This is a genomic window from Dyella kyungheensis (assembly GCF_016905005.1).
Classification (GTDB): domain Bacteria; phylum Pseudomonadota; class Gammaproteobacteria; order Xanthomonadales; family Rhodanobacteraceae; genus Dyella; species Dyella kyungheensis.
Window position 1 is genome coordinate 1 of record NZ_JADIKC010000001.1, and the last position, 25,946, is coordinate 25,946.

37 protein-coding genes are annotated in these 25,946 nt (G+C 63.6%); 35 read left to right on the forward strand and 2 right to left on the reverse strand.

Going from position 1 to position 25,946, the window contains the following annotated elements; genetic code table 11:
• The 33 genes from ISP20_RS00005 to ISP20_RS00165 form a co-directional block, all read left to right on the forward strand.
• Positions 1–806 (forward strand): elongation factor Tu (locus tag ISP20_RS00005; protein WP_204634036.1); only part of this gene is annotated, 806 nt, incomplete at its 5' end.
• Positions 807–1,490: 684 nt separating this feature from the next.
• Positions 1,491–1,802 (forward strand): 30S ribosomal protein S10, encoded by a 312-nt coding sequence (gene rpsJ, locus ISP20_RS00010; RefSeq protein WP_017461875.1) that lies wholly within the window; start codon positions 1,491–1,493, stop codon positions 1,800–1,802.
• Positions 1,803–1,822: 20 nt separating this feature from the next.
• The gene (rplC, locus tag ISP20_RS00015) at positions 1,823–2,464 is read left to right on the forward strand and encodes a 50S ribosomal protein L3 (RefSeq protein ID WP_046972913.1); all 642 of its coding nucleotides are present in this window, start codon (positions 1,823–1,825) and stop codon (positions 2,462–2,464) included.
• An 11-nt stretch (positions 2,465–2,475) separates the two neighbouring features.
• Entirely contained in the window at positions 2,476–3,078 is a 603-nt protein-coding gene (rplD, locus tag ISP20_RS00020) for a 50S ribosomal protein L4 (protein WP_204634037.1), read from the forward strand.
• The gene (gene rplW, locus ISP20_RS00025; RefSeq protein WP_046972911.1) at positions 3,075–3,368 is read left to right on the forward strand and encodes a 50S ribosomal protein L23; all 294 of its coding nucleotides are present in this window, start codon (positions 3,075–3,077) and stop codon (positions 3,366–3,368) included. Before rplD ends, rplW begins: the two co-directional genes overlap by 4 nt.
• An 18-nt stretch (positions 3,369–3,386) precedes the next feature.
• On the forward strand, positions 3,387–4,208 hold the full coding sequence (gene rplB, locus ISP20_RS00030; protein ID WP_046972910.1) for a 50S ribosomal protein L2: 822 nt from the start codon (positions 3,387–3,389) through the stop codon (positions 4,206–4,208).
• A gap of 12 nt (positions 4,209–4,220) precedes the next feature.
• The gene (rpsS, locus tag ISP20_RS00035; protein WP_046972909.1) at positions 4,221–4,493 is read left to right on the forward strand and encodes a 30S ribosomal protein S19; all 273 of its coding nucleotides are present in this window, start codon (positions 4,221–4,223) and stop codon (positions 4,491–4,493) included.
• The gene (gene rplV, locus ISP20_RS00040) at positions 4,493–4,828 is read left to right on the forward strand and encodes a 50S ribosomal protein L22 (protein ID WP_204634038.1); all 336 of its coding nucleotides are present in this window, start codon (positions 4,493–4,495) and stop codon (positions 4,826–4,828) included. The genes rpsS and rplV overlap by 1 nt, the downstream gene beginning before the upstream one ends.
• A gap of 14 nt (positions 4,829–4,842) precedes the next feature.
• On the forward strand, positions 4,843–5,592 hold the full coding sequence (gene rpsC / locus ISP20_RS00045) for a 30S ribosomal protein S3 (RefSeq protein ID WP_121881668.1): 750 nt from the start codon (positions 4,843–4,845) through the stop codon (positions 5,590–5,592).
• An 11-nt stretch (positions 5,593–5,603) separates the two neighbouring features.
• The gene (gene rplP / locus ISP20_RS00050; protein WP_019464892.1) at positions 5,604–6,017 is read left to right on the forward strand and encodes a 50S ribosomal protein L16; all 414 of its coding nucleotides are present in this window, start codon (positions 5,604–5,606) and stop codon (positions 6,015–6,017) included.
• 1 nt (position 6,018) lies between these two features.
• Positions 6,019–6,204, forward strand: coding sequence for a 50S ribosomal protein L29 (rpmC, locus tag ISP20_RS00055; RefSeq protein WP_046972906.1), 186 nt, complete (start codon positions 6,019–6,021; stop codon positions 6,202–6,204).
• Positions 6,205–6,216: 12 nt separating this feature from the next.
• Positions 6,217–6,477 carry a 30S ribosomal protein S17 gene (rpsQ, locus tag ISP20_RS00060; RefSeq protein WP_038620426.1) on the forward strand — a complete coding sequence of 87 codons (261 nt, stop codon included), beginning with the start codon at positions 6,217–6,219 and terminating at the stop codon, positions 6,475–6,477.
• A gap of 14 nt (positions 6,478–6,491) precedes the next feature.
• On the forward strand, positions 6,492–6,860 hold the full coding sequence (gene rplN / locus ISP20_RS00065; protein WP_038620422.1) for a 50S ribosomal protein L14: 369 nt from the start codon (positions 6,492–6,494) through the stop codon (positions 6,858–6,860).
• Positions 6,861–6,874: 14 nt separating this feature from the next.
• Positions 6,875–7,189 carry a 50S ribosomal protein L24 gene (gene rplX, locus ISP20_RS00070; protein ID WP_204634039.1) on the forward strand — a complete coding sequence of 105 codons (315 nt, stop codon included), beginning with the start codon at positions 6,875–6,877 and terminating at the stop codon, positions 7,187–7,189.
• A gap of 10 nt (positions 7,190–7,199) precedes the next feature.
• Positions 7,200–7,742 (forward strand): 50S ribosomal protein L5, encoded by a 543-nt coding sequence (rplE, locus tag ISP20_RS00075; RefSeq protein ID WP_204634040.1) that lies wholly within the window; start codon positions 7,200–7,202, stop codon positions 7,740–7,742.
• A gap of 22 nt (positions 7,743–7,764) precedes the next feature.
• The gene (gene rpsN, locus ISP20_RS00080) at positions 7,765–8,070 is read left to right on the forward strand and encodes a 30S ribosomal protein S14 (RefSeq protein ID WP_204634041.1); all 306 of its coding nucleotides are present in this window, start codon (positions 7,765–7,767) and stop codon (positions 8,068–8,070) included.
• A 220-nt stretch (positions 8,071–8,290) separates the two neighbouring features.
• Positions 8,291–8,686: a 30S ribosomal protein S8 gene (gene rpsH / locus ISP20_RS00085; protein WP_204634042.1), complete on the forward strand. Its 396-nt coding sequence runs from the start codon at positions 8,291–8,293 to the stop codon at positions 8,684–8,686.
• A gap of 10 nt (positions 8,687–8,696) precedes the next feature.
• Positions 8,697–9,224 carry a 50S ribosomal protein L6 gene (rplF, locus tag ISP20_RS00090; RefSeq protein ID WP_204634043.1) on the forward strand — a complete coding sequence of 176 codons (528 nt, stop codon included), beginning with the start codon at positions 8,697–8,699 and terminating at the stop codon, positions 9,222–9,224.
• A gap of 106 nt (positions 9,225–9,330) precedes the next feature.
• Positions 9,331–9,690, forward strand: coding sequence for a 50S ribosomal protein L18 (gene rplR / locus ISP20_RS00095; protein ID WP_204634044.1), 360 nt, complete (start codon positions 9,331–9,333; stop codon positions 9,688–9,690).
• 117 nt (positions 9,691–9,807) lie between these two features.
• Complete coding sequence (gene rpsE / locus ISP20_RS00100; RefSeq protein ID WP_046972899.1) at positions 9,808–10,317, forward strand: 30S ribosomal protein S5; 510 nt, start codon at positions 9,808–9,810, stop codon at positions 10,315–10,317.
• Positions 10,310–10,507 (forward strand): 50S ribosomal protein L30, encoded by a 198-nt coding sequence (gene rpmD / locus ISP20_RS00105; protein WP_114239844.1) that lies wholly within the window; start codon positions 10,310–10,312, stop codon positions 10,505–10,507. Before rpsE ends, rpmD begins: the two co-directional genes overlap by 8 nt.
• The gene (rplO, locus tag ISP20_RS00110) at positions 10,507–10,944 is read left to right on the forward strand and encodes a 50S ribosomal protein L15 (protein WP_204634583.1); all 438 of its coding nucleotides are present in this window, start codon (positions 10,507–10,509) and stop codon (positions 10,942–10,944) included. Before rpmD ends, rplO begins: the two co-directional genes overlap by 1 nt.
• Positions 10,945–10,948: 4 nt before the next feature.
• Positions 10,949–12,274, forward strand: a complete 1,326-nt coding sequence (gene secY, locus ISP20_RS00115; protein ID WP_204634045.1) for a preprotein translocase subunit SecY — start codon at positions 10,949–10,951, stop codon at positions 12,272–12,274.
• A 137-nt stretch (positions 12,275–12,411) separates the two neighbouring features.
• Positions 12,412–12,768, forward strand: coding sequence for a 30S ribosomal protein S13 (gene rpsM, locus ISP20_RS00120; protein ID WP_046972895.1), 357 nt, complete (start codon positions 12,412–12,414; stop codon positions 12,766–12,768).
• Between the two features lie 12 nt (positions 12,769–12,780).
• The gene (gene rpsK, locus ISP20_RS00125) at positions 12,781–13,167 is read left to right on the forward strand and encodes a 30S ribosomal protein S11 (RefSeq protein WP_007513384.1); all 387 of its coding nucleotides are present in this window, start codon (positions 12,781–12,783) and stop codon (positions 13,165–13,167) included.
• Positions 13,168–13,178: 11 nt separating this feature from the next.
• Positions 13,179–13,805 carry a 30S ribosomal protein S4 gene (gene rpsD, locus ISP20_RS00130; protein WP_046972894.1) on the forward strand — a complete coding sequence of 209 codons (627 nt, stop codon included), beginning with the start codon at positions 13,179–13,181 and terminating at the stop codon, positions 13,803–13,805.
• A 16-nt stretch (positions 13,806–13,821) separates the two neighbouring features.
• On the forward strand, positions 13,822–14,820 hold the full coding sequence (locus ISP20_RS00135) for a DNA-directed RNA polymerase subunit alpha (RefSeq protein ID WP_026033857.1): 999 nt from the start codon (positions 13,822–13,824) through the stop codon (positions 14,818–14,820).
• A gap of 302 nt (positions 14,821–15,122) precedes the next feature.
• Positions 15,123–15,503, forward strand: coding sequence for a 50S ribosomal protein L17 (rplQ, locus tag ISP20_RS00140; RefSeq protein ID WP_121881660.1), 381 nt, complete (start codon positions 15,123–15,125; stop codon positions 15,501–15,503).
• Positions 15,504–15,680: 177 nt separating this feature from the next.
• Positions 15,681–16,178, forward strand: coding sequence for a disulfide bond formation protein B (locus tag ISP20_RS00145; RefSeq protein WP_204634046.1), 498 nt, complete (start codon positions 15,681–15,683; stop codon positions 16,176–16,178).
• A 15-nt stretch (positions 16,179–16,193) separates the two neighbouring features.
• Positions 16,194–17,579 (forward strand): class II 3-deoxy-7-phosphoheptulonate synthase, encoded by a 1,386-nt coding sequence (locus tag ISP20_RS00150; protein WP_239535121.1) that lies wholly within the window; start codon positions 16,194–16,196, stop codon positions 17,577–17,579.
• Positions 17,580–17,830: 251 nt separating this feature from the next.
• Entirely contained in the window at positions 17,831–19,465 is a 1,635-nt protein-coding gene (locus ISP20_RS00155) for an MASE1 domain-containing protein (protein ID WP_204634047.1), read from the forward strand.
• 307 nt (positions 19,466–19,772) lie between these two features.
• Positions 19,773–20,531, forward strand: a complete 759-nt coding sequence (locus tag ISP20_RS00160; protein WP_204634048.1) for a c-type cytochrome — start codon at positions 19,773–19,775, stop codon at positions 20,529–20,531.
• Positions 20,528–21,811, forward strand: a complete 1,284-nt coding sequence (locus tag ISP20_RS00165) for a c-type cytochrome (RefSeq protein ID WP_204634049.1) — start codon at positions 20,528–20,530, stop codon at positions 21,809–21,811. Before ISP20_RS00160 ends, ISP20_RS00165 begins: the two co-directional genes overlap by 4 nt.
• A 15-nt stretch (positions 21,812–21,826) precedes the next feature.
• On the opposite strand, the gene ISP20_RS00170 is transcribed toward ISP20_RS00165, so the two are convergent.
• A complete protein-coding gene (locus tag ISP20_RS00170) occupies positions 21,827–22,807 on the reverse strand; it encodes an NAD-dependent epimerase/dehydratase family protein (RefSeq protein WP_204634050.1) in 981 nt (326 codons plus the stop codon).
• Between the two features lie 91 nt (positions 22,808–22,898).
• Between ISP20_RS00170 and ISP20_RS00175 the strand changes: the two genes are divergently transcribed.
• On the forward strand, positions 22,899–23,792 hold the full coding sequence (locus ISP20_RS00175) for a LysR family transcriptional regulator (RefSeq protein WP_204634051.1): 894 nt from the start codon (positions 22,899–22,901) through the stop codon (positions 23,790–23,792).
• On the opposite strand, the gene ISP20_RS00180 is transcribed toward ISP20_RS00175, so the two are convergent.
• On the reverse strand, positions 23,789–24,286 hold the full coding sequence (locus tag ISP20_RS00180) for a mismatch-specific DNA-glycosylase (RefSeq protein ID WP_239535125.1): 498 nt from the start codon (positions 24,284–24,286) through the stop codon (positions 23,789–23,791). The genes ISP20_RS00175 and ISP20_RS00180 overlap by 4 nt on opposite strands.
• 158 nt (positions 24,287–24,444) lie before the next feature.
• Here ISP20_RS00180 and rng point away from each other — a divergent pair, with 158 nt between their 5' ends.
• Positions 24,445–25,941 carry a ribonuclease G gene (gene rng, locus ISP20_RS00185; RefSeq protein ID WP_204634053.1) on the forward strand — a complete coding sequence of 499 codons (1,497 nt, stop codon included), beginning with the start codon at positions 24,445–24,447 and terminating at the stop codon, positions 25,939–25,941.
• Positions 25,942–25,946: the final 5 nt, after the last annotated feature.

A 25,946-nucleotide genomic window follows, 5' to 3' on the forward strand; every position in this document is an offset into this window, starting at 1 on the left:
CGTACATCGTCGTGTTCCTGAACAAGGCCGACATGGTGGACGACGCCGAGCTGCTCGAGCTGGTCGAAATGGAAGTGCGTGAACTGCTCTCCAAGTACGACTTCCCGGGCGACGACACCCCGATCATCAAGGGTTCGGCCCTGAAGGCGCTGGAAGGCGACCAGTCGGAAATCGGCGTGCCGGCGATCATCGCCCTCGTCGACGCGCTGGACAGCTACATCCCGGAGCCGGTGCGTGCGATCGACAAGCCGTTCCTGATGCCGGTGGAAGACGTGTTCTCGATCTCGGGCCGCGGCACCGTGGTGACCGGTCGTATCGAGCGCGGCATCATCAAGGTCGGTGACGAAGTCGAAGTGGTCGGCATCCGTCCGACCCAGAAGACCACCGTCACGGGCGTGGAAATGTTCCGCAAGCTGCTGGACCAGGGTCAGGCAGGCGACAACGCCGGTCTGCTGCTGCGTGGTCTCAAGCGTGACGACGTCGAGCGTGGCCAGGTGCTGGCCAAGCCGGGCACGATCACCCCGCACACCGATTTCGAAGCCGAAGTCTATGTGCTGTCGAAGGACGAAGGTGGCCGTCATACCCCGTTCTTCAAGGGCTACCGCCCGCAGTTCTACTTCCGCACGACCGACGTGACGGGCGCCTGCCAGCTGCCGGAAGGCGTGGAAATGGTGATGCCGGGCGACAACGTGAAGATGGTGGTGTCCCTGATCCACCCGATCGCGATGGACGAAGGCCTGCGTTTCGCCATCCGCGAAGGCGGCCGCACCGTCGGCGCCGGCGTGGTGGCCAAGGTCATCAAGTAAGACTCGGATGCCGCTCTCGGGCGGCAACCTGAAAAAGCCGGCCTCAAGGCCGGCTTTTTTTATGGGCTGCGCGCGACACGTGCTTTAGATCGTCAATCCGGCGCAGGCCGGAATCCAGTAGCGGCGAAATCCGGTTGTCGAGCTGAATTGAGCGCTCTTTTTCTGTGTTCGCGAAATCCGCATGCACAGCTACTGGATCCCGGCCTGCGCCGGGATGACGAGCAAGGTCGCGGCCTACGCCAGAATGACGAGCGAAGGGGCCGCAGGGCCGGCCACTGAAGAAAAAAGCAAGGAATCGCGCAAAAAGAACCGCTTAGCCCTTTTCTTCCGCGCAAGAGTCAGCTATAGTCGCCGTCTTGCCTGTCGCCGAACCTCGGTTCGGACGACCTTACAGCGAAATGAGGCACAGGAAGTGCTTCGAGTTCGCTGGCCTGGATGGCCAATACGCAAGAGAGGGCTCGGACGACGAAGCATGACGCTTTGTTGACCTGGCCATTTCGCGCGTTTTATACTTTTCCGTCTAGGCGGGCCCATTTTGGGCCTGCCTAGTCTTTTAAGGTCGATTTGAGGTGTGGCATCAGCCGCCCGAGAAGCGACTGGTTGTTGGTAGTAAAGGGTTGTGCGGGTGGGCGAGAAGCTCACTCGAATCACAAGAATTGTTCTTTCGATAACAGGACACGGTTTATGGCGAACCAAAAGATTCGCATTCGGCTCAAGGCGTACGATCACCGTCTGATCGATCGCTCGGCCAGCGAGATCGTCGAGACTGCCAAGCGCACTGGCGCAACGGTACTCGGTCCGATTCCGCTCCCGACCAAGATCGAGCGTTACACCATTCTGGTGTCGCCGCACGTCGACAAAGATGCCCGCGACCAGTACGAAACCCGTACCCACAAGCGCGTGCTTGACATCGTCGACCCCAACGACAAAACCGTGGACGCGCTCATGAAGCTGGACCTCGCCGCTGGCGTGGACGTTCAGATCAAGCTTGGTTGAGCGAGAGACAGGATACGAAGATGAGTATCGGACTAGTTGGCCGCAAGTGCGGCATGAGCCGACTCTTCACTGAAGATGGCCGTTCGATTCCGGTGACCCTCATTGAGGCCACCCCGAATCGCGTCACGCAGCTGAAGACGGAAGAAAACGATGGTTACAGCGCTGTGCAGGTCGCAGCCGGCGTCAAGCGTGCCAGCCTGCTGACGCAGCCGCTGAAGGGTCACTACGCGAAGGCCAAGGTTGAGCCGGGTCGTGGTCTGTGGGAGTTCCGCGTGTCTGCCGACGATCTCGGCAAGTACAGCGTGGGCGCCGAGATCAAGGCCGACGACGTGTTTCAGGCAGGTCAGATCGTTGACGTTGCCGGCGTGTCGAAGGGCAAGGGCTTCCAGGGCACCATCAAGCGTTGGAACTTCACCATGGGTGACGCGACTCACGGTAACTCGCTGTCGCATCGTGCGCCGGGTTCTATCGGTCAGCGTCAGACCCCGGGTCGCGTGTTCCCGGGCAAGAAGATGTCGGGCCACATGGGTGCGGTCAACCGCACGCAGCAGGGCCTCGAAGTGGTCAAGGTCGACGCCGAGCGTCATCTGATCGCGGTGAAGGGCGCGGTGCCGGGTGCTACCGGCGGCGACGTCGTCATCCGTCCGACGACCAAGGGCTGAGGAGAGACGCCATGGAACTCAATGTTATTGGCGCCAAGCCGCTCAACGTGTCGGACGAAGTGTTCGGCGGTGAGCTCAAGCAGGCCCTGATCCACCAGGTCGTCATCGCCTATCAGGCGGGCGGCCGTGCCGGTACCCAGTCGCAGCTGTCGCGCGGCGAGATGTCCGGCACCACCAAGAAGTTCAAGAAGCAGAAGGGCGGCGGCGCCCGTCACGGTGACTACCGTGCACCGATCTTTGTCGGTGGTGGCCGCACGTTCGCTGCCAAGCCGCGCAGCTACGAGCAGAAGGTCAACCGCAAGTCGTACCGCGTTGCCATCCGTTCGATCCTTGCCGAGCTGATCCGTCAGGACCGTCTGAAGGTGGTCGAGAGCTTCGGCATCGACACCCCCAAGACCAAGGCGATGGTTGCCAAGCTGGCTGAACTGCAGGTCTCGGGTCGCGTGCTGCTGGTATCGGAAGACGCCAACGAAGCCACCTTCCTGGCCGCGCGCAACATCCCGTACATCCACGTCGTGGACGTGCTGGCTCTGAACCCGGTCAGCCTGGTCGGTTCGGACCACATCGTCATGACCGTCGATGCGGTGAAGAAGATCGAGGAGTGGCTGGCATGAGCAACGAACGCATTCTGAATACGCTGCGTGCGCCGCACATCTCGGAAAAGGCTGCGCGCCTGGCCGAGAAGAACCAGTACGTATTCGTGGTTGCTCCCGAAGCAACCAAGGCCGATGTCCGCGCAGCGGTGGAACAGATGTTCGACGTCAAGGTCGAGCAGGTGAACCTCGTCAATGCCAAGGGCAAGGTCAAGTCCTTCCGTTTCCGCACTGGCAATCGCCAGGGCAAGCGTAAGGCCTATGTCCGCCTCGCCGATGGCCAGACCATCGACGTGTCGGCCAAAGCCTGAGCCAGGAGTTGAATTGAGATGGCACTGATCACTCACAAGCCGACCTCCCCCGGTCGTCGCGACGCAGTCAGCGTTCGCACCGAGGGCCTTCACAAGGGCGCGCCGTACGCGGCGTTGACCGAGGCGAAGACCAAGAACGGCGGTCGCAATAACTACGGTCGCATCACCGTTCGCCACCAGGGCGGCGGTCACAAGCAGCGTTACCGCATCATCGACTTCAAGCGCGACAAGGAAGGCATTGCCGCCAAGGTCGAGCGCATTGAATACGATCCGAACCGCACCGCGCATATCGCACTGCTGTGCTATGCCGACGGCGAGCGTCGTTACATCATCGCGCCCAAGGGCGTGCAGGCAGGCGATCGCCTGGTGTCGGGCAGCGATGCGCCGATCAAGGCCGGCAACAGCCTGCCGCTGCGCGCCATCCCGGTGGGTTCGACCATCCACTGCATCGAGATGCGTCCGGGCAAGGGTGCGCAGATTGCGCGTTCCGCCGGCGCTTCGGTCCAGCTGGTTGCTCGCGAATCGGGTTACGCCACGCTGCGTCTGCGCTCCGGCGAAATGCGCCGCGTGCCGGTCGATTGCCGCGCCACCATCGGTGAAGTGGGCAACGGCGAGCACAGCCTGAAGAAGCTCGGCAAGGCCGGCGCCAAGCGCTGGTTGGGTATTCGTCCCACCGTTCGCGGTGTGGTGATGAACCCGGTCGACCATCCGCATGGCGGTGGTGAGGGCAAGACCTCTGGCGGTCGTCACCCGGTTTCTCCGTGGGGTACGCCGGCCAAGGGCTACAAGACGCGCTCGAACAAGCGCACCCAGCAGTTCATCGTGCGTCGTCGCAAGTAATAGGAAACGATCATGCCGCGCTCTCTAAAGAAAGGTCCGTTTGTCGACCTGCACCTCGTAAAGAAGGTGGAAGCCGCCGTTTCCGCCAATAACAAGCGTCCGATCAAGACCTGGTCGCGCCGCTCGATGATCCTGCCGGAAATGGTCGGCCTGACCATCGCCATCCACAACGGCCGTCAGCATGTCCCTGTGCTGGTCAACGAGAACATGGTCGGGCACAAGCTCGGCGAGTTCGCGACGACCCGTACGTTCAAGGGCCATGGCGGCGACAAGAAGGGCAAGTGATGAGCACTGAAGCCAAAGCGATCCTGCGCAGCGCCCGCATTTCGGCGCAGAAGGCACGCCTGGTGGCTGACCTGGTCCGCGGCATGCCCGTGGGCCGAGCCAGCGACGTGCTCCAGTTCACCAACAAGAAGGCCGCAGCCCTCGTTCGCAAGGTGCTGCTGTCGGCCGTCGCCAACGCCGAGAACAATCTCGGTGCTGACGTCGACGAGCTGAAGGTCTCGCGCATCTTCGTGGACGAAGGTCCGGCGATGAAGCGCATGTACGCCCGCGCCAAGGGTCGCGGTTCCCGCATCCTGAAGCGCACGAGCCACATCACTGTGGTCGTTGGCAACTAAAGAGGACGTAGACGATGGGTCATAAAGTTCATCCCACCGGTATCCGCCTCGGCATTGCCAAGGACTGGAACTCGAAGTGGTACGCCAACAAGGGCGAATACGCCCAGTACCTCGCTGCCGACCTCAAGGTCCGCGAGATGCTGCGCAAGAAGCTGGCACAGGCCGGCATCTCCAAGATCCTCATCGAGCGTCCGGCCAAGACCGCACGCGTGACGATTCACACCGCCCGTCCGGGCGTGGTGATCGGCAAGAAGGGCGAGGATATCGAGAAGCTGCGCAAGGAAGTCAGTGACCTGATGGGCGTTCCGGCGCACATCAACGTCAGTGAAGTCCGTAAGCCTGAGCTGGACGCACAGCTGGTTGCCGAGTCGATCGCGCAGCAGCTGGAGCGTCGCATCATGTTCCGCCGCGCCATGAAGCGCTCGGTCGGCAACGCGATGCGCCTCGGCGCACTGGGTATCAAGATCAATGTCTCTGGCCGTTTGAACGGCGCTGAGATTGCTCGTTCCGAATGGAGCCGCGAAGGTCGCGTGCCGCTGCATACGCTGCGCGCCGACATCGACTACGGCACCGCCGAGGCTCATACGACCTACGGCGTCATCGGCATCAAGGTGTGGATCTACAAGGGCGAGATCTTCGACCTTGCAGCAGCCGGCCAGGAGTCGAAGGAAGAGCAGTCCCAGCCGCGCCGTGAGGGTGGTGAGGGTCGTCGTGAAGGGCGTCGCGAGGGCGGTGAAGGCCGTCGCGAGCGGACGGCGAAGTAAGGAGAGTTGCCATGCTGCAACCTAAGCGAACCAAATACCGTAAGCAGTTCAAGGGCCGTAACGATGGTCTGGCTTTCTCCTCGAACCTCGTCAGCTTTGGCGAGTTCGGTCTGAAGGCAACCACCTTTGGCGCCCTGACCGCTCGTCAGATCGAAGCCGGTCGTCGTTGCATCACCCGTTTTGTGAAGCGCGGCGGCAAGCTGTGGATCCGCGTGTACCCGGACAAGCCCATCACCAAGAAGCCCATCGAAGTTCGAATGGGTGCTGGTAAGGGTGGCGTCGAATACTGGGTCGCTCCGATCCAGCCGGGCCGCATGCTCTATGAAATCGAGGGTATCGACGAGGCGACGGCACGCGAGGCGTTCCGCCTGGCCGCCGCCAAGCTCTCGGTCCAGACCCAATTCGTGACCCGGGCGGTGATGTGATATGGCCATCAAAGATTTGACCACCAAGTCGGCCGACGAGCTGAACAAGCATCTGCTGGACCTCCGCAAGGAGCAGTTCAATCTGCGCATGCAGAAGGGCACCGGCCAGCTCAATCAGCCGCACCAGCTGCGCCGCGTTCGGCGCGACATCGCCCGCACGAAGTTCGTGCTCGGCGGAAAGAAGTAAGGGACGGCTGATATGAGCGACAACCAAAAGCAGACGCGCACCCTCGAGGGCCGCGTCATCAGTAACAAGATGGACAAGACCGTGACGGTCCTGATCGAGCGCCAGGAACAGCATCCGCTGATCGGCAAGATCATCCGTCGTTCGACCAAGCTTCACGCGCAGGACGACCTGGGCGCGAACGAGGGCGACCTGGTCCGCATTGCAGAATGCCGTCCCTTGTCCAAGACCAAGCATCACCGCGTGGTCGAAATCATCACGCGCGCTAACGTCTAAGGGAGGGTGCAGACATGATCCAGATGCAAAGCACGCTATCCGCGGCCGATAACAGCGGTGCTCGCGAACTGATGTGCATCAAGGTGCTCGGCGGCTCCAAGCGCCGTTACGCCGCGATCGGCGACGTTATCAAGGTCACCGTGAAAGATGCCATCCCCCGCGGCAAGGTGAAGAAGGGCGAGGTGTACAACGCCGTGGTGGTTCGTACCGCCAAGGGTGTGCGCCGTCCCGATGGCTCGCTGATCCGTTTCGACGGCAACGCAGCGGTCCTCCTCAACAACAAGCTCGAGCCGATTGGCACCCGTATCTTCGGGCCGGTCACTCGCGAGCTGCGCAGCGAGAAGTTCATGAAGATCGTCTCCCTCGCGCCCGAAGTGCTCTGAGCGGAGACTAGACCATGAACCGTATCCGCAAGGGTGATCAGGTCCTCGTGATCACCGGCAAAAACAAGGGTCAGCGCGGCGACGTGCTGCGCGTTGACGGCGACCGCGTGTTCGTCTCCAACGTGAACCTGGTCAAGCGTCACACCAAGCCGAATCCGCAGGCCAACCAGGCCGGCGGCATCGTCGAGCGTGAGGCTTCGATCCACATCTCCAACGTCCAGCTGTTCAACTCCGCCTCGGGCAAGGGTGAACGCGTTGGCGCCAAGACGCTCTCTGATGGGCGTAAGGTGCGCGTGTTCAAGTCCTCCGGCGAAGTTGTGGACGCGTAAGGAATCCATCATGACGACGCGTCTCGAAACGTTTTACAAAGACCAGGTCATCCAGAAGCTCACCGAGCGTTTTGGTTACCAGAACGTGATGCAGGTTCCCCGCATCACCAAGATCACGCTGAACATGGGCGTGGGCGAAGCGGCGGGCAACAAGAAAGTGCTCGAAAACGCCGTGGCCGACATGGCCAAGATCGCCGGCCAGAAGCCGATCCAGACCAAGGCCCGCGTGTCGGTTGCCTCGTTCAAGATCCGCGACGGTTGGCCGATCGGCTGCAAGGTCACGCTGCGCCGCGCGCAGATGTGGGAATTCCTCGATCGCCTGATCAACATCTCGCTGCCGCGTACGCGCGACTTCCGTGGTGTGTCGGGTCGCGCTTTTGACGGCCGCGGTAACTACAACTTCGGCGTCAAAGAGCAGATCATCTTCCCGGAAATCGACTTCGACGCCGTCGACGCGATGCGTGGCATGGATATCTCCATCACCACCACCGCCAAGTCGGACGAAGAAGCCAAGGCGCTGCTGGAAGCTTTCAGCTTCCCGTTCCGCAACTGATACACGCGAGAGATATCTATCCATGGCAAAGACCTCGATGGTCAACCGCGATATCAAGCGGACCAAGCTCGTCAAGAAGTACGCCGCCAAGCGCGCCGAACTGAAGGCGATCGTGCTGAGCCCCAACTCCTCGTATGACGAGAAGATGGAAGCCCAGACCAAGCTGCAGAAGCTGCCGCGCGACGCGAGCCCGTCTCGCCAGCGCACCCGCTGTGCTCTGACCGGCCGTCCGCGCGCCGTGTATCAGAAGTTCGGCTTGGGCCGCAACAAGCTGCGCGAAGCCACCATGCGTGGCGACGTGCCTGGCCTGCGCAAGGCCAGCTGGTAAGACCCCAAACAGGGCGTTGACGGGTTGCGACCCGTTGGCGTTCGATGCGGCGGCGGGCGCCAGCCTGCCGCCGTTGGCGCGATTTATGCGCTGATGTACGCAAAGTCGGAAAAAGCTGTTATAGTCGTCGGTCTGCGTTCCGCAGGTCGGCACTGTGCCGGCTCACAATTGAATTGATTTCCGGTTTTTCGGATATCGGTGCACTCTGAAGGATGTTTTCATGAGCATGACTGATCCCATCGCCGATCTGTTTACGCGCATCCGCAATGCCCAGCTCACGGGCAAGCAGACCGTAAACATGCCGTCGTCGAAGCTGAAGGTGGCCATCGCCAACCTTCTCAAGAATGAGGGCTATATCCTCGACGCCAAGGCCTCCACTGCGGAAGGCAAGCCGGTGCTCGAGATCAAGCTCAAGTATTTCGAAGGCCGTCCGGCTATCGAAACCATTGCCCGTGTCAGCCGTTCCGGTCTCCGCGTCTACCGCGGTAAGGACGAGCTGCCGAAGGTCCTCGGTGGCCTGGGTATCTCGATCATCTCGACTTCCGCCGGTCTGCTGACCGACGCGCAGGCCCGTGCCAAGGGTCTGGGCGGCGAAGTCATCGGCCAGGTCGCATAAGGAGCCGACGATGTCCCGCGTAGCCAAACAACCGATCAACCTGCCCAAGGGCGTCGAAATCAAGACCGACGCTGACGGCATCTCCGTCAAGGGCCCGAAGGGCACCCTGGCGATCCATCACCTGCCGGGCGCCTCGATCAATATCGACAATGGCGTGGCCAACATCGTTCTCGCCGAAGGCGCGGACGACAAGTTCGGTGGCACCCTGCGCGCGCTGCTGGCCAACATGGTCAAGGGCGTGTCCGACGGTTACGAGCGCAAGCTCGAGCTGGTCGGCGTGGGCTACCGTGCTTCGATGGCCGGCAAGTCGCTGAACATTGCCCTGGGCTTCTCGCATCCGGTCGTGTTCGAAGCGCCCGAAGGCATCACCATCGAAACCCCGACGCAGACCGAAATCCTGATCAAGGGTTCGGACAAGCAGCGCGTGGGCGAGGTGGCCGCCAAGATCCGTGGCTTCCGTCCGCCGGAACCCTATAAGGGCAAGGGCGTGCGCTACTCCGGCGAGAAGATCACCCTGAAGGAAGCCAAGAAGGCTTAAGTGAGTTAGTACGCTGTCCCTGCGTGTGGAAGCGGCCATCCATGGCCGCACTATTCACGAAGAGCTGCTTGCTACTGGCTAATTAGTCGATCCGCTTCTAGGAACTATGACGATGAACAAGAACGAATCCCGCCTGCGTCGCGCCAAGTCGACTCGCTCCCACATCCGCAAGCTCGGTGTGGCTCGCCTGTCGGTGCATCGCACCGGTCAGCACCTGTACGCACAGGTGTTCGCCGCCGACGGTCAGAACGTGGTGGCTGCCGCCTCCACCGTGCAGAAGTCGGTTGCCGAAGGCCTCAAGGGCACCAAGAACCTCACCGCTGCCGCCGCTGTCGGCAAGGCCGTGGCTGAGCGTGCGCTGGCCGCAGGTATCGAGTCCGTGGCGTTCGATCGCTCGGGCTTCCGCTACCACGGTCGCATCAAGGCGCTGGCCGATGCGGCCCGCGAAGCTGGCCTGAAGTTCTAAGGCCGACCGGTATCGAGTGCCGGTTCGCCGGCACTTGATGCCAACAGAAGTACCCACAACTCCAAGCGGCTCAGCCGCAAGTAAAGGTCCCGGCTTGCCGGGCACATGGAAAAAAACATGTCTTCTACCGATCGCGAAAATTCAGACGGCCTGCTCGAGAAGCTGATTGCCGTCAACCGCGTGGCCAAGACCGTCAAGGGTGGCCGCCAGATGAGCTTCACTGCGCTGACCGTGGTCGGCGACGGCGAAGGCCGCGTGGGTTTTGGTTATGGCAAGGCGCGTGAAGTGCCGGTCGCCATCTCCAAGGCCATGGAGCGCGCCCGCCGCCAGATGGTGAGCATCGATTTGAACAACGGCACCCTGTGGTATGCCATCAAGGCCAACCACGGCGCAGCCCGCGTGTTCATGCAGCCCGCTTCCGAAGGTACCGGCGTGATCGCCGGCGGCGCCATGCGCGCTGTGCTGGAAGTGGTCGGCGTGAAGAACGTGCTGGCCAAGGCCGTCGGTTCGCGCAACCCGATCAACCTGGTCCGCGCGACCATCAAGGGCCTGCAGGCCGTTGCCTCGCCGAAGCAGATCGCTGCCAAGCGCGGCAAGACCCTGGAAGAGGTGCTGGGCAATGGCTAAGAACAACGAAACCGCCGCCACCGTGCGCGTGCGCCTGGTCAAGGGCCTGCGCGGTGTGCAGAGCCGTCATCGCCTGAGCGTGAAGGCGCTCGGCCTGAACAAGCTCAACGACGTCCGTGAACTGAAGGACAGCCCGCAGGTCCGCGGCCTGATCAACACGGTCTATTACCTCGTGCGGGTTGAGGAGTAATCACCATGCGTCTTAACGACATCAAGCCGGCCGCCGGTTCCCGCAAGACCCGCCTTCGCCTGGGCCGCGGTATCGGTTCGGGCCTGGGCAAGACCGCCGGTCGCGGTCACAAGGGTCAGCACGCTCGCGCGGGCGGCACCCACAAGTACGGTTTCGAAGGCGGCCAGATGCCGCTGCAGCGCCGCCTGCCGAAGGTCGGTTTCCGTTCGCTGAAGAAGGCCGAGAGCCAGGAAGTGTTCCTGTATCAGCTGGCCACGCTCAAGGCTGACGTGATCGACACGATCGTCCTCCACCAGGCCGGTCTGATCGACAGCCGCGCGAAGAAGGTCAAGGTTGTCGCCAAGGGCGAAATCGGCCGCGCCGTGAAGCTGTCGGGTGTGCTGGCTACGGCCGGCGCGAAGGCAGCGATCGAAGCTGCCGGCGGCAGCGTGGAGTAATCACGTGGCGTCAGCCCAGGGCACATCGCTCGGATCGCTCGGCAAGCTGACGGAACTGCGTCAGCGCATCTTCTTCGTGATTGGTGCGTTGATCGTTTTCCGTCTCGGTTCCTTCATCCCGGTTCCGGGCGTCAACCCGGAAGCCATGACGAACCTGATCGAGCAGGGCGGCGGCCTGATGAACATGTTCAACATGTTCTCGGGTGGCTCGCTGGCACGTTTCTCGGTGTTCGCGCTTGGCGTGGTGCCGTACATCTCTGCCTCCATCGTGGTGCAGATGATGGGTTCGGTGATCCCGAGCCTGCAGGCGCTGCGCAAGGAAGGTGAGGCTGGCCGTCGCAAGATGACCACCTACACCCGCTTTGGCACGGTAGGTCTGGCGGCTTTCCAGGCGTTCGGCATTGCCGTGGCGCTGCAGAAGCAGGTCGCCCAGGGCGGTGCTCCGGTGGTCTATACGCCGGGCATGGGCTTCATCCTGGCATCGGTCGTCGGCCTTACCGCCGGCACGCTGTTCCTGATGTGGCTGGGCGAGCAGATCACCGAGCGCGGTATCGGCAACGGCATTTCGCTGCTGATCTTCGCCGGTATCGTGGCCGGCCTGCCGGGTGCGGTGGCGCACACGTTGAGCATGGCCAGCAACGGCGAGCTCTCGGTGATCAAGATGCTGCTGGTGGTGGCGGTGATCCTCGGCGTGACGGCGTTCGTGGTGTTCATGGAGCGCGCCCAGCGGCGCATCACCGTGAACTACGCGCGCCGCTCCGGTGGTCAGCGCGCCTACATGAACCAGACCTCGCATCTGCCGCTCAAGGTCAATATGGCGGGTGTGATTCCGCCGATCTTTGCCTCGAGTCTGCTGATGTTCCCGACCACCGCGGCAACCTGGTTCGGCCAGGGGCACCAGTCGCGCTGGATCACGGAGCTGACGCAGGCGCTGATTCCGGGCGAGCCGCTGTACGACATCATCTTCGCGGTGCTGGTGATCACCTTCGCCTTCTTCTATACGGCGATCGTGTTCAACTCCCAGGAGACGGCGGACAACCTCAAGCGCTCCGGCGCCTTGATTCCGGGCATCCGCCCGGGCCGCTCCACGGCCGACTACATCGACAACGTGATGACCCGTCTTACCGGTGTCGGCGCGCTGTACCTGGTGCTGGTCTGCCTGGTTCCATCGTTTATGCAAAAAGCGTGGCACGTCCCGTTCTACTTCGGTGGCACCTCTCTGCTCATCGTCGTGGTTGTGGTGATGGATTTCACTGCTCAGGTGCAGGCGCACCTGGTCAGTCACCAGTACGAAAGCCTGCTGAAGAAGGCCAACCTCCGCCGCAACTGATGGCTGCTGGGGTGGTGTGAAGTTGGTCTAAGTCGGAGGGCGGCGGTACCCCAGGTACCGCAGGGCTTTCCTAATGGGTTGTTTAAGGTTAGAATTGCGCGTTTACCGCGCACGAAACGCATCGGAGAAAGTACATCATGGCGCGCATCGCGGGTGTCAATTTGCCGGTCCAGAAGCATGTCTGGGTTGGCCTGCAGAGCATTTACGGGATCGGCCGCAGCCGGGCCAAGAAGGTCTGCGCGGACGCTGGCGTGGTTCCCACCACCCAGATCAAGTCCCTGAGTGAAGGCGAGGTGGAGAAGATCCGCCACGAAATCAGCAAGTACGTCGTTGAAGGCGATCTGCGTCGCGAGGTGGGTATTGCCATCAAGCGTCTGATGGATCTGGGTTGCTACCGCGGTCTGCGTCACCGCCGTGGTCTGCCGGTGCGCGGCCAGCGCACGCGTACCAATGCACGCACCCGTAAGGGTCCGCGTCGCGCCATCAAGAAGTAACGGATTCCGAACATGGCTAAGCCTGTCAAGACCAAGAAGAAGATCAAGCGCGTTGTCACGGATGCCGTGGCCCACGTGCAGGCCTCCTTCAACAACACCATCGTCACCATCACCGATCGCCAGGGCAATGCCCTGTCGTGGGCGACTGCCGGCGGCGCGGGTTTCCGCGGTTCGCGTAAGTCGACCCCGTTCGCTGCCCAGGTTGCTGCCGAAAAGGCTGGCCGTGCTGCTGGCGACTACGGTGTGAAGACCGTGGAAGTGCGCATCAAGGGCCCGGGTCCGGGTCGTGAGTCCGCCGTGCGTTCGCTGAACGCGCTGGGCTACAAGGTGCTCAACATCATCGACGTCACGCCGATTCCGCACAACGGCTGCCGTCCCCCCAAGAAGCGTCGAGTCTAAGGAGCATACCCATGGCCCGTTATCGTGGAGCTACCTGCAAACTCGCCCGTCGTGAGGGTGCAGATCTCAGCCTGAAGAGCCCGGCGCGCGCGCTGGACTCCAAGTGCAAGCTGGAAAACAAGCCCGGCCAGCATGGCGCCAACAAGCGCATGCGCATGTCCGACTACGCCAACCAGCTGCGTGAAAAGCAGAAGGTGAAGCGCATCTACGGCGTGCTCGAGCGTCAGTTCAGCAACTACTACTCCAAGGCGTCGACCCTCAAGGGCAACACCGGCGAGAACCTGCTGCGCCTGCTCGAAAGCCGTCTGGACAACGTCGTTTACCGCATGGGTTTCGCGGTCACCCGCGCCCAGGCCCGTCAGCTGGTCAGCCACAAGGCTGTGCTGGTCAACGGCAAGAAGGTGAACATCCCGTCGTACCAGGTCCGTCCGGGCGATGCGGTTGCACTGACCGAGCGTGCGCGCACCCAGCTGCGCGTGCAGGAAGCGGCAACCGTGTTCGACACCATGGACCTGCGTCCGCAGTGGGTCGAAGTCGACAGCAAGAAGTTCGAAGGTACGTTCAAGTCGATGCCGGACCGCGGCGATCTGCCGACCGACATCAACGAGAGCCTGATCGTCGAGCTCTACTCGAAGTAATCAACCGGAGCCCTGCATGGCAGTTTCGTCAACTAGCGTGCTGCGCCCTCGCGGCCTCAGCGTCGAGCAACTCGGAGCCAACCGCGCCAAGGTGGTGGTCGAGCCGCTCGAGCGTGGTTTTGGCCACACCCTGGGCAACGCGCTGCGCCGCGTGCTGCTCTCCTCGATCCCTGGCTCTGCCATCGTCGAGGTGGAAATTGATGGCGTGCTGCACGAGTACACCACCCTGGAAGGCCTGCAGGAGGACGTCATTGAAGTCCTGCTCAACCTCAAGGACGTGGCGATTCGCCAGCATTCGGGTGATGAAGTCACCCTGACCTTGTCCAAGAAGGGCAAGGGCGTGGTCACCGCCGGCGATATCGCCGTCGACCACTCGGTGGAAATCATCAACCCCGAGCATGTGATCTGCCACCTGACCAAGGACATTGCTCTCAACATGCGCCTGAAGGTGCGTCGCGGCGTCGGCTACCAGCCGGCCAGCGCGCGCCAGCATCCGGATGATGAGGCTCGTCCGATTGGCCGCCTGCAGCTCGACGCGTCGTTCGCGCCGGTTCTGCGTGTTGCCTACGAAGTGGACGCCGCTCGCGTTGAGCAGCGCACCAACCTCGACAAGCTTGTGCTCGACATTGAAACCAACGGCACCATCGGTGCGGAAGACGCGGTTCGCAAGGCCGCTGAAATCCTCAACGACCAGCTGTCGGTGTTCGGTGACTTCTCGCGCCGCGAGAGTGCTACCGACAAGGCGGAGAAGGGCGGTTTCGATCCGCTGCTGCTGCGCCCGATCGACGATTTGGAGCTCACCGTGCGTTCGGCTAACTGCCTGAAGGCCGAGAGCATCTACTACATCGGCGACCTGGTGCAGAAGACGGAAGTCGAACTGCTCAAGACGCCGAACCTCGGCAAGAAGTCCCTGACCGAAATCAAGGACGTGCTGGGTGGTCGTGGTCTCGCGCTCGGTATGAAGCTTGAAAACTGGCCGCCGCCGGGTCTGTCCCACGGTATGCAGCTGGGTTAAGTGTTTTGGTGGTCGTTCGCGACCGCCGGCTGTAACGGCAAACTGGCGAGCGTACTTCGGTGCGCTCGCCAGCTGCTAAAGCGGTATCAAGACCGCACGATGTTTTGGGTGACTACTTTGGTCGCCGGTATTGGTGCTCTGACGAGTGTTCTACCCTCGGATTTTGCAGACACCTGAAACGGCCAGCTTGGCCGTCTTGCTCAATAAGAGCCCGTAGTACCAAGGGCTTCATCAGCGGGTAACCGCGGGAAGTCGGACCTAACCGCCGGCTTTTCATAACAACAGACATAGAGAGTATTGCCATGCGCCACCAGAAATCCGGTCGCAAGCTCAACCGCACGAGCAGCCACCGCGAAGCCATGTTCAAGAACATGGCCGCGTCGCTGATCAAGCACGAGCTGATCCGCACCACCCTTCCCAAGGCGAAGGAACTCCGTCGCGTCGCCGAGCCGCTCATCACGCTCGCCAAGACCGATGGCGTTGCCAACCGTCGTCTCGCTTTCGCGCGTCTGCGCGACAAGCAGGCCGTCGGCAAGCTGTTCGTCGAACTGGGTCCGCGTTACCAGACCCGTCCCGGCGGCTACCTGCGCATCCTCAAGTGCGGCTTCCGCCCGGGCGACAACGCTCCGATGGCGTACGTCGAGCTGGTCGATCGCCCGCAGACGGACGAAGCTGCCGAGTAATCGGTCGCAACAAGCGTTTCGCAAAACCCCGGCAGGGCAACTTGCCGGGGTTTTTGCTTTATGGACATGCCTGCGGAAAGTTCCCCTATTTCCGTGCTGGCCCGAGCGATCCGGCAGGGCTGACACGGGCCAGGCAAGCGGGTAATGTCCGCTTTCGCATCGCAGCAAAGTCAGCCCATGAATCCTTTCCGCTGGTCGTATCGCGCCACTTATCTCGCCGGTTTCGTCGTCTGTGTCGCCCTGCTGGGCTTCGCGCTGTATGCCGAACACGTGCTCAACATGATCCCGTGTCCCTTGTGCATCCTTCAGCGCATCGCCTTCATGGTGATGGCGGTGTTTTTCCTGATCGGCGCGGTGCATGCGCCTCGCGGCGGAGCTCGCTGGATCTACGCGGGCGGCGTGCTGCTGGGCGCGCTGGGCGGCATCGCCACGGCAGGGCGCCATCTGTGGCTGCAGACGCTGCCGGCGGACGAGATTCCGGCCTGCGGCCCGAATCTCGGCTACATGATGGATACGTTCCCGTTCGCCAAGGTGCTAAAGCTGGTCTTCACCGGTTCGGGCGAGTGCGCCAAGCTGGAGCCGGTGCTTGGCCTGCCGATGCCGGCCTGGACGCTGATGTGGTATCTGCTGTTGGTGATCGCGGCGGTCTACGCCGCCACGCGCAAGCGTGCCTGAGCTGGTTGATGTCCTATGTCGCACCTGATGCCTGTTTCTCCCCATTCGCCGCACGACTCCGAAGGCTGGTCGCCGCAGAGTTGGCAGAGCCGGCAGGCGCTGCAGCAGCCGTTGTACGAAGACGCGGCCGAGCTGGCCACGGCCACGCAGCGGCTCGCCGCGCTGCCGCCGCTGGTGACTTCGTGGGAAGTCCTGTCGCTGAAGAAGGCGCTGGCCGAAGCCCAGGAGGGACAGCGGTTCCTGCTGCAGGGCGGCGATTGCGCCGAGAGTTTTGCCGACTGCACCAGCCCGATCATCTCCAACCGGCTCAAGGTGCTGCTGCAGATGAGCCTGGTGCTGGTGCACGGGCTCAAGAAGCCGGTGCTGCGCGTGGGCCGCTTCGCCGGGCAGTACGCCAAGCCACGCTCGACCGACAACGAGACGCGCGATGGCGTGACCTTGCCCAGCTTTCGCGGCGATCTGGTCAATAGCCCCGAATTCACGCCCGAGGCCCGCCGTGCCGATCCGCAGCGGCTGATCCAGGCGCACGCGCATTCCGCGCTCACGATGAATTTCGTGCGCGCCTTGATCGATGGCGGTTTCGCCGATCTGCACCATCCCGAATACTGGGATCTGGCCTGGGTCGAGCATTCGCCGCTGGCGGCCGAATACCGCCGCATGGTCGCGGCCATCGGCGATTCGCTGCGCTTCATGGAGACGCTGGCCGGCCCCATTGCCGGGTTCTCGCGGGTGGATTTCTTCACCTCGCACGAAGCGCTGCTGCTGCATTACGAGCAGGCGCTGACGCGCCAGGTGCCCAGGCATCTGGGTTGGTTCAACCTGTCCACGCATTTCCCGTGGATCGGCATGCGCACGGCGGCGCTGGATGGCGCCCATGTCGAGTATTTCCGCGGCATCCGCAACCCGATCGCGGTGAAGGTGGGGCCGTCGGTGACGCCTGATCAGCTGCTGCCGCTGATCGATGCGCTCAATCCCGAGGACGAGCCGGGCCGCCTGACGCTGATCCACCGCATGGGCAACGGGCCGATCGGCAAGGCCTTGCCGCCCCTGCTCGAGGCCGTCAAACGAGAGGGGCGGCGGGTGTTGTGGGTAGCCGATCCGATGCATGGCAATACCGAAACCACCTCCAACGGCTACAAGACCCGCCGCTTCGACAACATCCGCGGTGAACTCGACCAGGCCTTCGACATCCACGCGGCCTGCGGCACGCGCCTGGGCGGCGTGCACCTGGAACTCACCGGCGAAGACGTGACCGAATGCATGGGCGGCGCCCGCGATCTCAATGAGGCGGATCTGGATCGGGCCTATAAATCCATGGTCGATCCTCGCCTCAACTACGAGCAGTCGCTGGAACTGGCGATGTTGATCGTGCGCAAATCCGTCGGCTCGTCGAACCGCTGATCAAAAAAGTTGTGAAAAAGAGCGTCCGGCGCCCGCGCCTGGCGCTCTTTTTGCACAGCTTAGGGGGAATCGCGACGCTGCCGCATTGCAGCGCGTTGCGCAGGGAGTTTCCTGCGACAATCGCAGCCACGCTGGCGGCGCGATGATGCCGGTCCTTGAAGGTACGGACCGGCCGGCGCGTTTCTAACACAGGGGTTCGGTTCGACTCGATGGTCACGGCAACGAAAGGACACAGCGACGCGTGGAAACGCGTGGCGTCCCATGCAGGTCTTCAACAGCTTGCCATCGTCATTGCCTATGCGGTGGGCGTGGTGTTGCTGAAGCAGGTGACGGCGTCCCACTGGAACCTGATCGCCGGCCTGCGCGTGCTTTGCCTGCTGCTGGTGCCGCGCCGCTACTGGGCGGCCATGGTGATCGGCGAAACGATCCCGCTGATCGGGCTGGGTTGGACCTACCACGACCGTTTTGGAACACTCTGGGCATGTTTGGTCACGGTGCCGCCGATATTGCTGACGGCGCCAGTGATCGCGTGGTGCCGGCGGCGCATGGCTTTGTTCGTCGATGGCCGCGTGAACATCACCGCATTGATGACCTGCATCTTTGCCGGCGCCCTCGTCAGCACCCTGGTCAACAGCGGGTCGTTCGCCACGATGACGTTTCGCCCCGACGAGACGCCGCATCCGCTCACCGTGCACACCGTGCTCGAATTTTTCCTCGGCAGTTACCTGGGTGCGCTGACGCTGGTGCCACCGGTTTTCGCCTGGCTCGGCTGGTCATCCCGCCAGCAGAGCGCCGCTGCCGTCTCGATGAGGAAGATCGCCATCGTCGACTGCCTCAAAGGCGTCGTACCGCCCTTGCTGATGCTGGCCTGGCTGGCGTTGACGAGTCATAGCGAAGAGGTGGTGGGAATTGCCCGCATGGCCATGTTCCTGCCGGTGGCGTGGCTCACGCTGCGCCTGGGCTGGCAGGGCGCCGCGATCGGCGGCCTGCTCGCCAGCGTGGCCGTCGAGCTCACCATGACGGTGGAGCGCGATCCCGCCGTGATGCAGGCGGAGGCGCTCATCGCGTTCGCGGTATCGAGCCTGATCCTGCTGGGCGCGCGGATGGCGACGAAGCCGGTCGGCGATCGTGCAGGCAGCGAGGCAGGCAGCGAGAGCCAACGCGGCTTCCTGTTGGCGCAGCAAGGCCTCTACCAGGAGGAACTGCGGCTGCGGCACGTGGCTGAATCGCTGGATCGTCTGGGCCAGTCGATGCGCGATGGCCAACATCGCATGATGGAACGCCTGCGGCCGGTACTGCCCGCCAGCATGGAAAACACCTATGCACGGCATCTCGACCTCACCCAGATGGAAATGCGGCGTCTGGCCGATGCCTTGCATCCGCGCGCCTGGCGCGAGCATGGGCTGGCAGCGACCTTCGAAAGCGGTCCGTTGTCGAAGGCCGCCTCGCTGGTGGGCGCGGCTTACCGCTGCACGTTGACCGGCACGGGTCTCAACCTGTTGGCGCCGGATGTCCACATGATGTTGTACCGGCAGGCCTGCGAGGTGTTGGTCTACATGCTGGCGCGCGAGCCGATGAAGCGCATCCGCGTGCATATCCGCGGTGGCAGTTCGCATGGCAGGCGCTGGGTGGTGTTGCGCATGACGGCCGTGCGCTCGGCGCCCGCGTTGCGCGGCAAACCGGTGCCGGAATGGCGGCAGTTGGTTTCGCTGCTCGGCACCAACGGGCAGGGCATGAGCACGGTGCGCGAACGCGCGCAGATTTACGGCGGTGTAGTGCACGAGCGCGAGAACGAACAGCACCTGGGCATCACCTTGCTGTTGCACGACGCGCTGCGCGCCGACGCGCCGGAAATGTCGCCGACGGCACGAGCCGTTTCGGCCTGAGCGCTGTCGCGCCGAACGCTTGCCAGGGGGAGCGCACCCTGTGCGCGACAGTCACGCCTGGGTGTATCGCTCCGTCGGTTTGTCGCGCACAGGGTGCGCTCCCACAGTAGATTTGCAGCGTTTGCGGGTATTCGCTCACGGTGAAGCCGGCCGCCCGCATCAACATCAACATCGTGCGGCATGATGTCGCTAAGTGACATCGACCAGGGCTCTGTCGCCGCGGTATCGCCACGCGCGCCTATAATCGGCCATCGTTCCGGCGCGACCGAAACCCATCGCAGCGCCATCACGCGTAGGTCGGGGAATCATGACAACCCATGCAGCGAAGTGGTCGCAGGCCGGGCGCGTTCTGGGCGCATGGCTCGTGCTGGTTCTGATGGCGCAGGTCGGCAATGCCCGCGCGCAGGAAGCCGCGCATCCGGTCATTCCCGACACCTTGCAGCAGCGCATTGCAGCATGCACTGCGTGTCACGGCACGCACGGCGAAGGCACGCCGGAAAGCGGCTTCTTTCCCCGGCTTGCGGGCAAGCCGGCCGGCTATCTCGCACGCCAGTTGCAGGACTTCCAGGACGGCCTGCGCAAATACGGCCCGATGGAATACACCGTGCGGCCGCTGAGCCCCGACTACATGCGCGAGATCGCCGAGTATTTCGCCGCGCAGGAGGTGCCCTACGCGCGATCGCCCGTGCCCACGATCTCCGCGGAAACGCGCCAGCGCGGCGAAACCCTGGTGATGCACGGCGATCCGTCGCGACAGATTCCCCCGTGTCAGGCCTGCCACGGCACCCAGCTCACTGGTGTGCAACCGGATATTCCGGGCCTGGTCGGTTTGCCGTACGACTACGTCAGTTCTCAGCTGGGTTCGTGGCGCACGAAGACGCGCGCCACGGTGGCGCCCGATTGCATGGCCGAGATCGCCAATCGCCTGAGCGAATCGGACATCACCGCTGTCTCGGCGTGGCTGGCCACGCGTGAGTTGCCTGCCGACATGCACGCGCAGCCTGCCGGCAGCGTCACGCCACCGCTGCATTGCGGTGTGCTCGGCAACAAGGGAGACGGCGTATGAAGCGCATCGCGATCGTCGTCATCGTCGTATTGCTCGCTGCCGGCGGCTGGTGGTGGTTCCACAACGAAGCGAAGGCACCGGTAGCGCGCTCCGCCAGCGAAGTGAATGCGGCGGCATTGAAGGATCCGGCGCTTATCGCGAAAGGCGAATACCTCGCCATCGTGGGCGACTGCGCGTCATGCCATACCAGCCAGGGCGGCGTCCGTTACGCCGGTGGACGTGTGTTGCCCACGCCGTTCGGCAATATCCCGTCGCCCAATATCACCCCCGATCGCGAGACCGGTCTGGGCGACTGGAGCTTCGAGGATTTCTGGCAGGCGTTGCATGCCGGCAAGGGACGCCACGGCGAGTTTCTCTACCCGGTGTTCTCGTACACCTCGTTCACCAAGGTGTCGCGCGACGATGCGCTGGCGATGTTCGCCTACCTGCAATCGCTGGCGCCGGTGCATGCGCCGGCGCTGCAGCCGTCGCTGGAGTTTCCCTATAGCGTGCGCAGCAGTTTGAAGGCGTGGCGCGCGCTGTATTTCCACGAAGGCGAGTTCCAGCGCGATGCATCGAAGTCCGATGAATGGAATCGCGGCGCCTACCTGGTGCAAGGCCTTGGCCATTGCAACGAGTGCCACGCACCGCGCGACTCGCTCGGCGGCCAGGAGGGCAAGGCTTCGCTGGCCGGCGGCCAGATTCCCGCACAGAACTGGTACGCGCCCGACCTGAGCACGCGGGCCAACGGTGGCCTGGCCGGCTGGAGCGAGCAGGACATCGTCGATCTGTTGAAGACGGGACAATCGGCGCGCGGTACGGCGTTCGGTCCGATGGCCGACGTGGTGACGCAGAGCACGCAGCATTTGCATGAGGATGATCTGCGCGCCATCGCCGTCTATTTGCAATCGTTGCCGGCGCGGCCAGCGAATGCGCCGGAGAACTCGCCGCTCGACACGCGCCCGATCATGGCGCAGGGCGCCAAGGTCTACGGCGAACGTTGCGCGGATTGCCACGGCAAGGACGGCAACGGCGTGGCAGGCGTCTATCCGCCGCTTAACGGCAATTCGTCGGTGAACGAGCCGACTGGCATCAATGCGATGCGGGTGATCCTGCTGGGCGGTTTTGCGCCGGTCACGCACGGCAATCCGCGTCCTTATTCGATGCCGCCGTTTGCGCAGCAGCTGAGCGACGCCGATGTCGCTGCGGTGGTGACCTACATCCGCCGTTCGTGGACGAACACGGCGTCGGTGGTGTTGGAGCGCGACGTGGTCAAGTATCGCCACACGCCGATCGACTGATCGGCGTGATGTGCGTTACGCCGTCAGCAGCGCGTGTTCGGACGATGCGGCGATGCAGCCGGCGCCGATGAGCGATGCGCGCACCGCCTGATCGATCGGCGTGTAGATGTCCCCGCCGAGAAACGCCTTGAGCTTGCGATCGTCGAGTTGCACCGGCTCGCGCCACAGGTAGCGCATCTTGCAGAGCTCGCGCATGGTTTCGTTGAACGGCGACATCAGCTGCGCCAGCCACCAGGGAAAGCGTGCCGCCTTGATGCTGTCGTCGCCGCTGCCACGACGCACGGCATCGAGCATCGCCTGGCCATCGGCCCAATAGCCGCCGAAGTGAAAACGTTCGAAGCGCGCCAGCTCCTTTTCGCGATCCAACAGCCGCGCCAAGGTCTCCGCCACGTCCGGCAGGTAGGCCCAGCTGTGGCCGATGGCGTAGTCGCCGGGGTAGCTCAGGCGCTTCACCGGTTTGCCGGCCTGCATCAGCCCCTGCGCAAACCAGTTGTTGCCTGGGCGCGGGCCGAAGAAATCGCCGCAGCGGAGCACGAGTGCGCGCACACCGGCTTCGGATGCCGCCTGCAGGCGCTGCTCCATCGCCACGCGGATCTCGCCCTTGCGCGTTTGCGGGTGCTGCGGCGCATCCTCGCGAAGCAGCGGGAAGGCGTCCGGTCCGTAGTTGTAGACCGTGCCGGGCAGCACGATGCGGGCACCGTGGACGCGGGCGGCGGCGATGGTGTTGTCGATCATCGGCAGCACCAGCCGGTCCCATCCACGGTAGCCCGGCGGATTCACGGCATGGACGATGACGTCCACACCGGTGCCGGCCGCGGCCACGTCGGCGCAATGCATGGCGTCGCCGATGCGCCAGTCGATACCGTGCTGTTCGCCCTCGGGAGCCCGGCGGACCAGGGCGCGTACCTGCCAGCCGTGCCTCAGCAGGGCGCTGCAGGTTTCCTGGCCGATGCCGCCGTTGGCACCGACCACCAAAGCCGTTCGCTGGGTCTGCATGACGAAATCCTCGTTGGGAAGGACTCCAGCTTGCAGTGCGGGTAGATGAATGAAAATTGCCCAGGGATGAAGATCTGCTATACAAATATGCATGGCCGACATCGAACCCGCCTGGGAGCTCTACCGATCCTTTCTCGCCGTGATGCGCGAGGGCAGCCTGTCCGGCGCGGCGCGGGCCTTGGGCATGACCCAGCCCAGCCTGGGCCGGCATATGCGCGAACTGGAATCCGCGCTCGGGGCCGTCCTGTTTGCCCGTTCGCCGCAGGGCCTGGAGCCTACCGAGCTGGCGCGGGAGCTGGTGCCGCACGCGCAGGCCATGGCGTCGGCATCCGCCGCGTTGCGTCGGACCGCCTCGGCCGGGCGGGAAGAGGTCAGCGGCACCGTGCGATTGACCGCCAGCGAGGTGATCGGCGCCGAAGTGTTGCCGTCCATCCTCACAGAATTTCGCGAACGCCATCCGGGCATCGTGATCGAGCTGGCGCCATCCAATGTCGCGGCGGACCTGCTGCGGCGCGACGCCGACATCGCCATCCGCATGCACCAGCCGACCCAGGAGGCCTTGATCGCCCGTCATGTGGGCCGGGTGGAACTGGGCATGTTCGCCCATCGACGCTATCTGGACGCCCACGGCCAGCCGCAGACGCTGGCCGAGCTGAGCGGGCATGCCCTGATCGGCTTCGATACCGAAAAGCCCTTCATCAGGCGCCTGCGCCCGCAGGGGCTGCCCTATACACGCGAGCAGTTTGCCCTGCGCACGGACAGCGACCTGGCTGCCCTGGCCGCGATCCGCGCCGGTTTCGGCATCGGCATCGCGCAGGTCAACCTGATGCGCCGCGATCCGCTGCTGGTGCGCCTGTTTCCCGCGGAAGTGTCGCTGGCGCTGGAAACCTGGGTGGTCATGCACGAAGACCTGCGTCCGAGCCTGCGCGTCCGCCGGCTGTTCGATCATCTCGCCGCGGCGCTGGAGCGCTACGCGCGCGCCTAGCTCGCCCGCACCAGCGCGGCCAGCGCCTGCCAGTGGGCGACATCCCAATGCCCGCGAGCCTGCCCGGAAGGCGAGGGCAGCACGAACAAGCGGGTGTCTCCGATGCGCTCTTCCTGCAGCCCGTAGCCGGCGCTCCGGCCGAGCGCCGCGCGCGCGGCGGCCTTGCTGGTGAAGGCCAGCAGGCGTGGCGCGTGGCGCTCGATGCGTTCGCGCAGCGCGGCGACGTCGAACGCATCGCGCGGCAGTTCGTCGTCGTTGCCCATGTGGTGCTTGGCCAGGTCGGTCAGGCCGATGCCGAGGGCGGGCAGCTGCGGAAATTCGGCGGGCGCGAACAGCCGGGGCGTCAGCGCCACGGTGTGCAGGGTGCGCCAGAACAGGTTGCCGGGATGTGCGTAGTAGGCGCCTTGCTCAGCGGAGCGGCGGCCGGCAGCGGTGCCGCAGAACACCAGGGCAAGGCCGGGTTGGAGCACATCGGGGAGAATCGGCGGGCGCATTCCCGCAAGCATAGATGGAACACTCGCCAGTACACCAAATCCCGTGATGTGCGTGTCGGTTGGCGACCTTGGCGAGCCGATGCGTCACGGCCTGTTTCACGCATCGACAGTGTGCGCGTACAGCCGCTATAAAGATCGCCCACGCATTGGAGTCACCGGTGAGCGAAGAAATCCTGATCAACGTGACCCCACGCGAGACGCGCGTCGGCGTGGTCGAAAACGGCATGTTGCAGGAGGTGCACGTCGAGCGGGCCTCCCGCCGAGGCTATGTGGGCAATGTGTACAAGGGGCGCGTGCAGCGCGTGATGCCCGGCATGCAGGCGGTCTTCGTCGATATCGGGCTGGAACGGGCGGCCTTCCTGCACGCCTCCGACATCGTGCGGGCCCCGCCGCCGCCCAGCGCGGAAGGGGCAGAAGTCAGCCCGGGCGCCGGCAACGGTCATACGCCCTCGATCAGCGAACTGGTGCACGAAGGCCAGGAAATCGTGGTGCAGGTGGTGAAGGACCCGATCGGCACCAAGGGCGCGCGGCTGTCCACCCACCTGTCGATCCCTTCCCGCTACCTCGTGCTGCTGCCGCAGGCGCGTACGCTGGGCATCTCGGCCCGCATCGAGGAGGAGGCCGAACGCCAACGCCTGAAGGAAGTACTCGGCTCGCTGATCGGCGAAGAGGGCACCCGGCTCGGCTATATCGTACGCACCAATGCGGAAGGGCAGACGGCTGAATCGCTGGCCTTCGACGTTACCTACCTGGGCAAGGTGTGGCGCGTGGTGCAGGAGAACATCGCCAAGGCCAAGGTCGGCGAGCGCGTGTACGAGGAGCTGTCGTTGCCGCTGCGCAGCCTGCGCGACATGCTCAACGACGACATCGAAAAAGTACGCGTCGATTCGCGCGAGACCTTCGACAAGGTCGTGAAGTTCGTGCACAAGTTCATGCCGCAGCTGGACGACCGCATCGAGCACTACTCCGGCGAACGCCCCATCTTCGACCTGTACGGCGTGGAAGACGAAATCCAGCGCGCGCTGAAGAAGGAGGTGCCGCTCAAGTCCGGCGGCTACCTCATCGTCGACCAGACCGAGGCGATGACCACCATCGATGTGAATACCGGTGGCTACGTCGGTACGCGAAATCTCGAGGAAACCGTTTACCGGACCAACCTGGAAGCCGCGCAAGCCGCGGCACGCCAGCTCCGGCTACGCAACCTGGGCGGCATCATCATCATCGACTTCATCGACATGACGGACGAGGAACACCGTCGGCAGGTGCTGCGCATGCTCGAAAAGGGCCTGCTGCGCGACCACGCCAAGACCACGGTGTATCCGATGTCGGCCCTGGGCCTGGTGGAAATGACGCGCAAGCGCACCACCGAAAGCCTGGAGCGCCAGCTGTGCGAACCCTGTCCGGCCTGCAGCGGACGCGGCACCCTCAAGACCGCCGAAACGGTGACCTACGAGATCTTCCGCGAGATCACCCGGGCCGTGCGCCAGTTCAATACCGAAAAACTACTGGTGATGGCCAGCCCGAGCGTGGTCGGACGGATCCTGGAAGAAGAGTCCGTGGCGGTGGCCGAATTGGAAGAGTTCATCTCCAAAAGCATACGCTTTCAGGCCGAGGAGCATTATTCGCAGGAACAGTTCGATGTGGTTCTTCTGTAAGACGC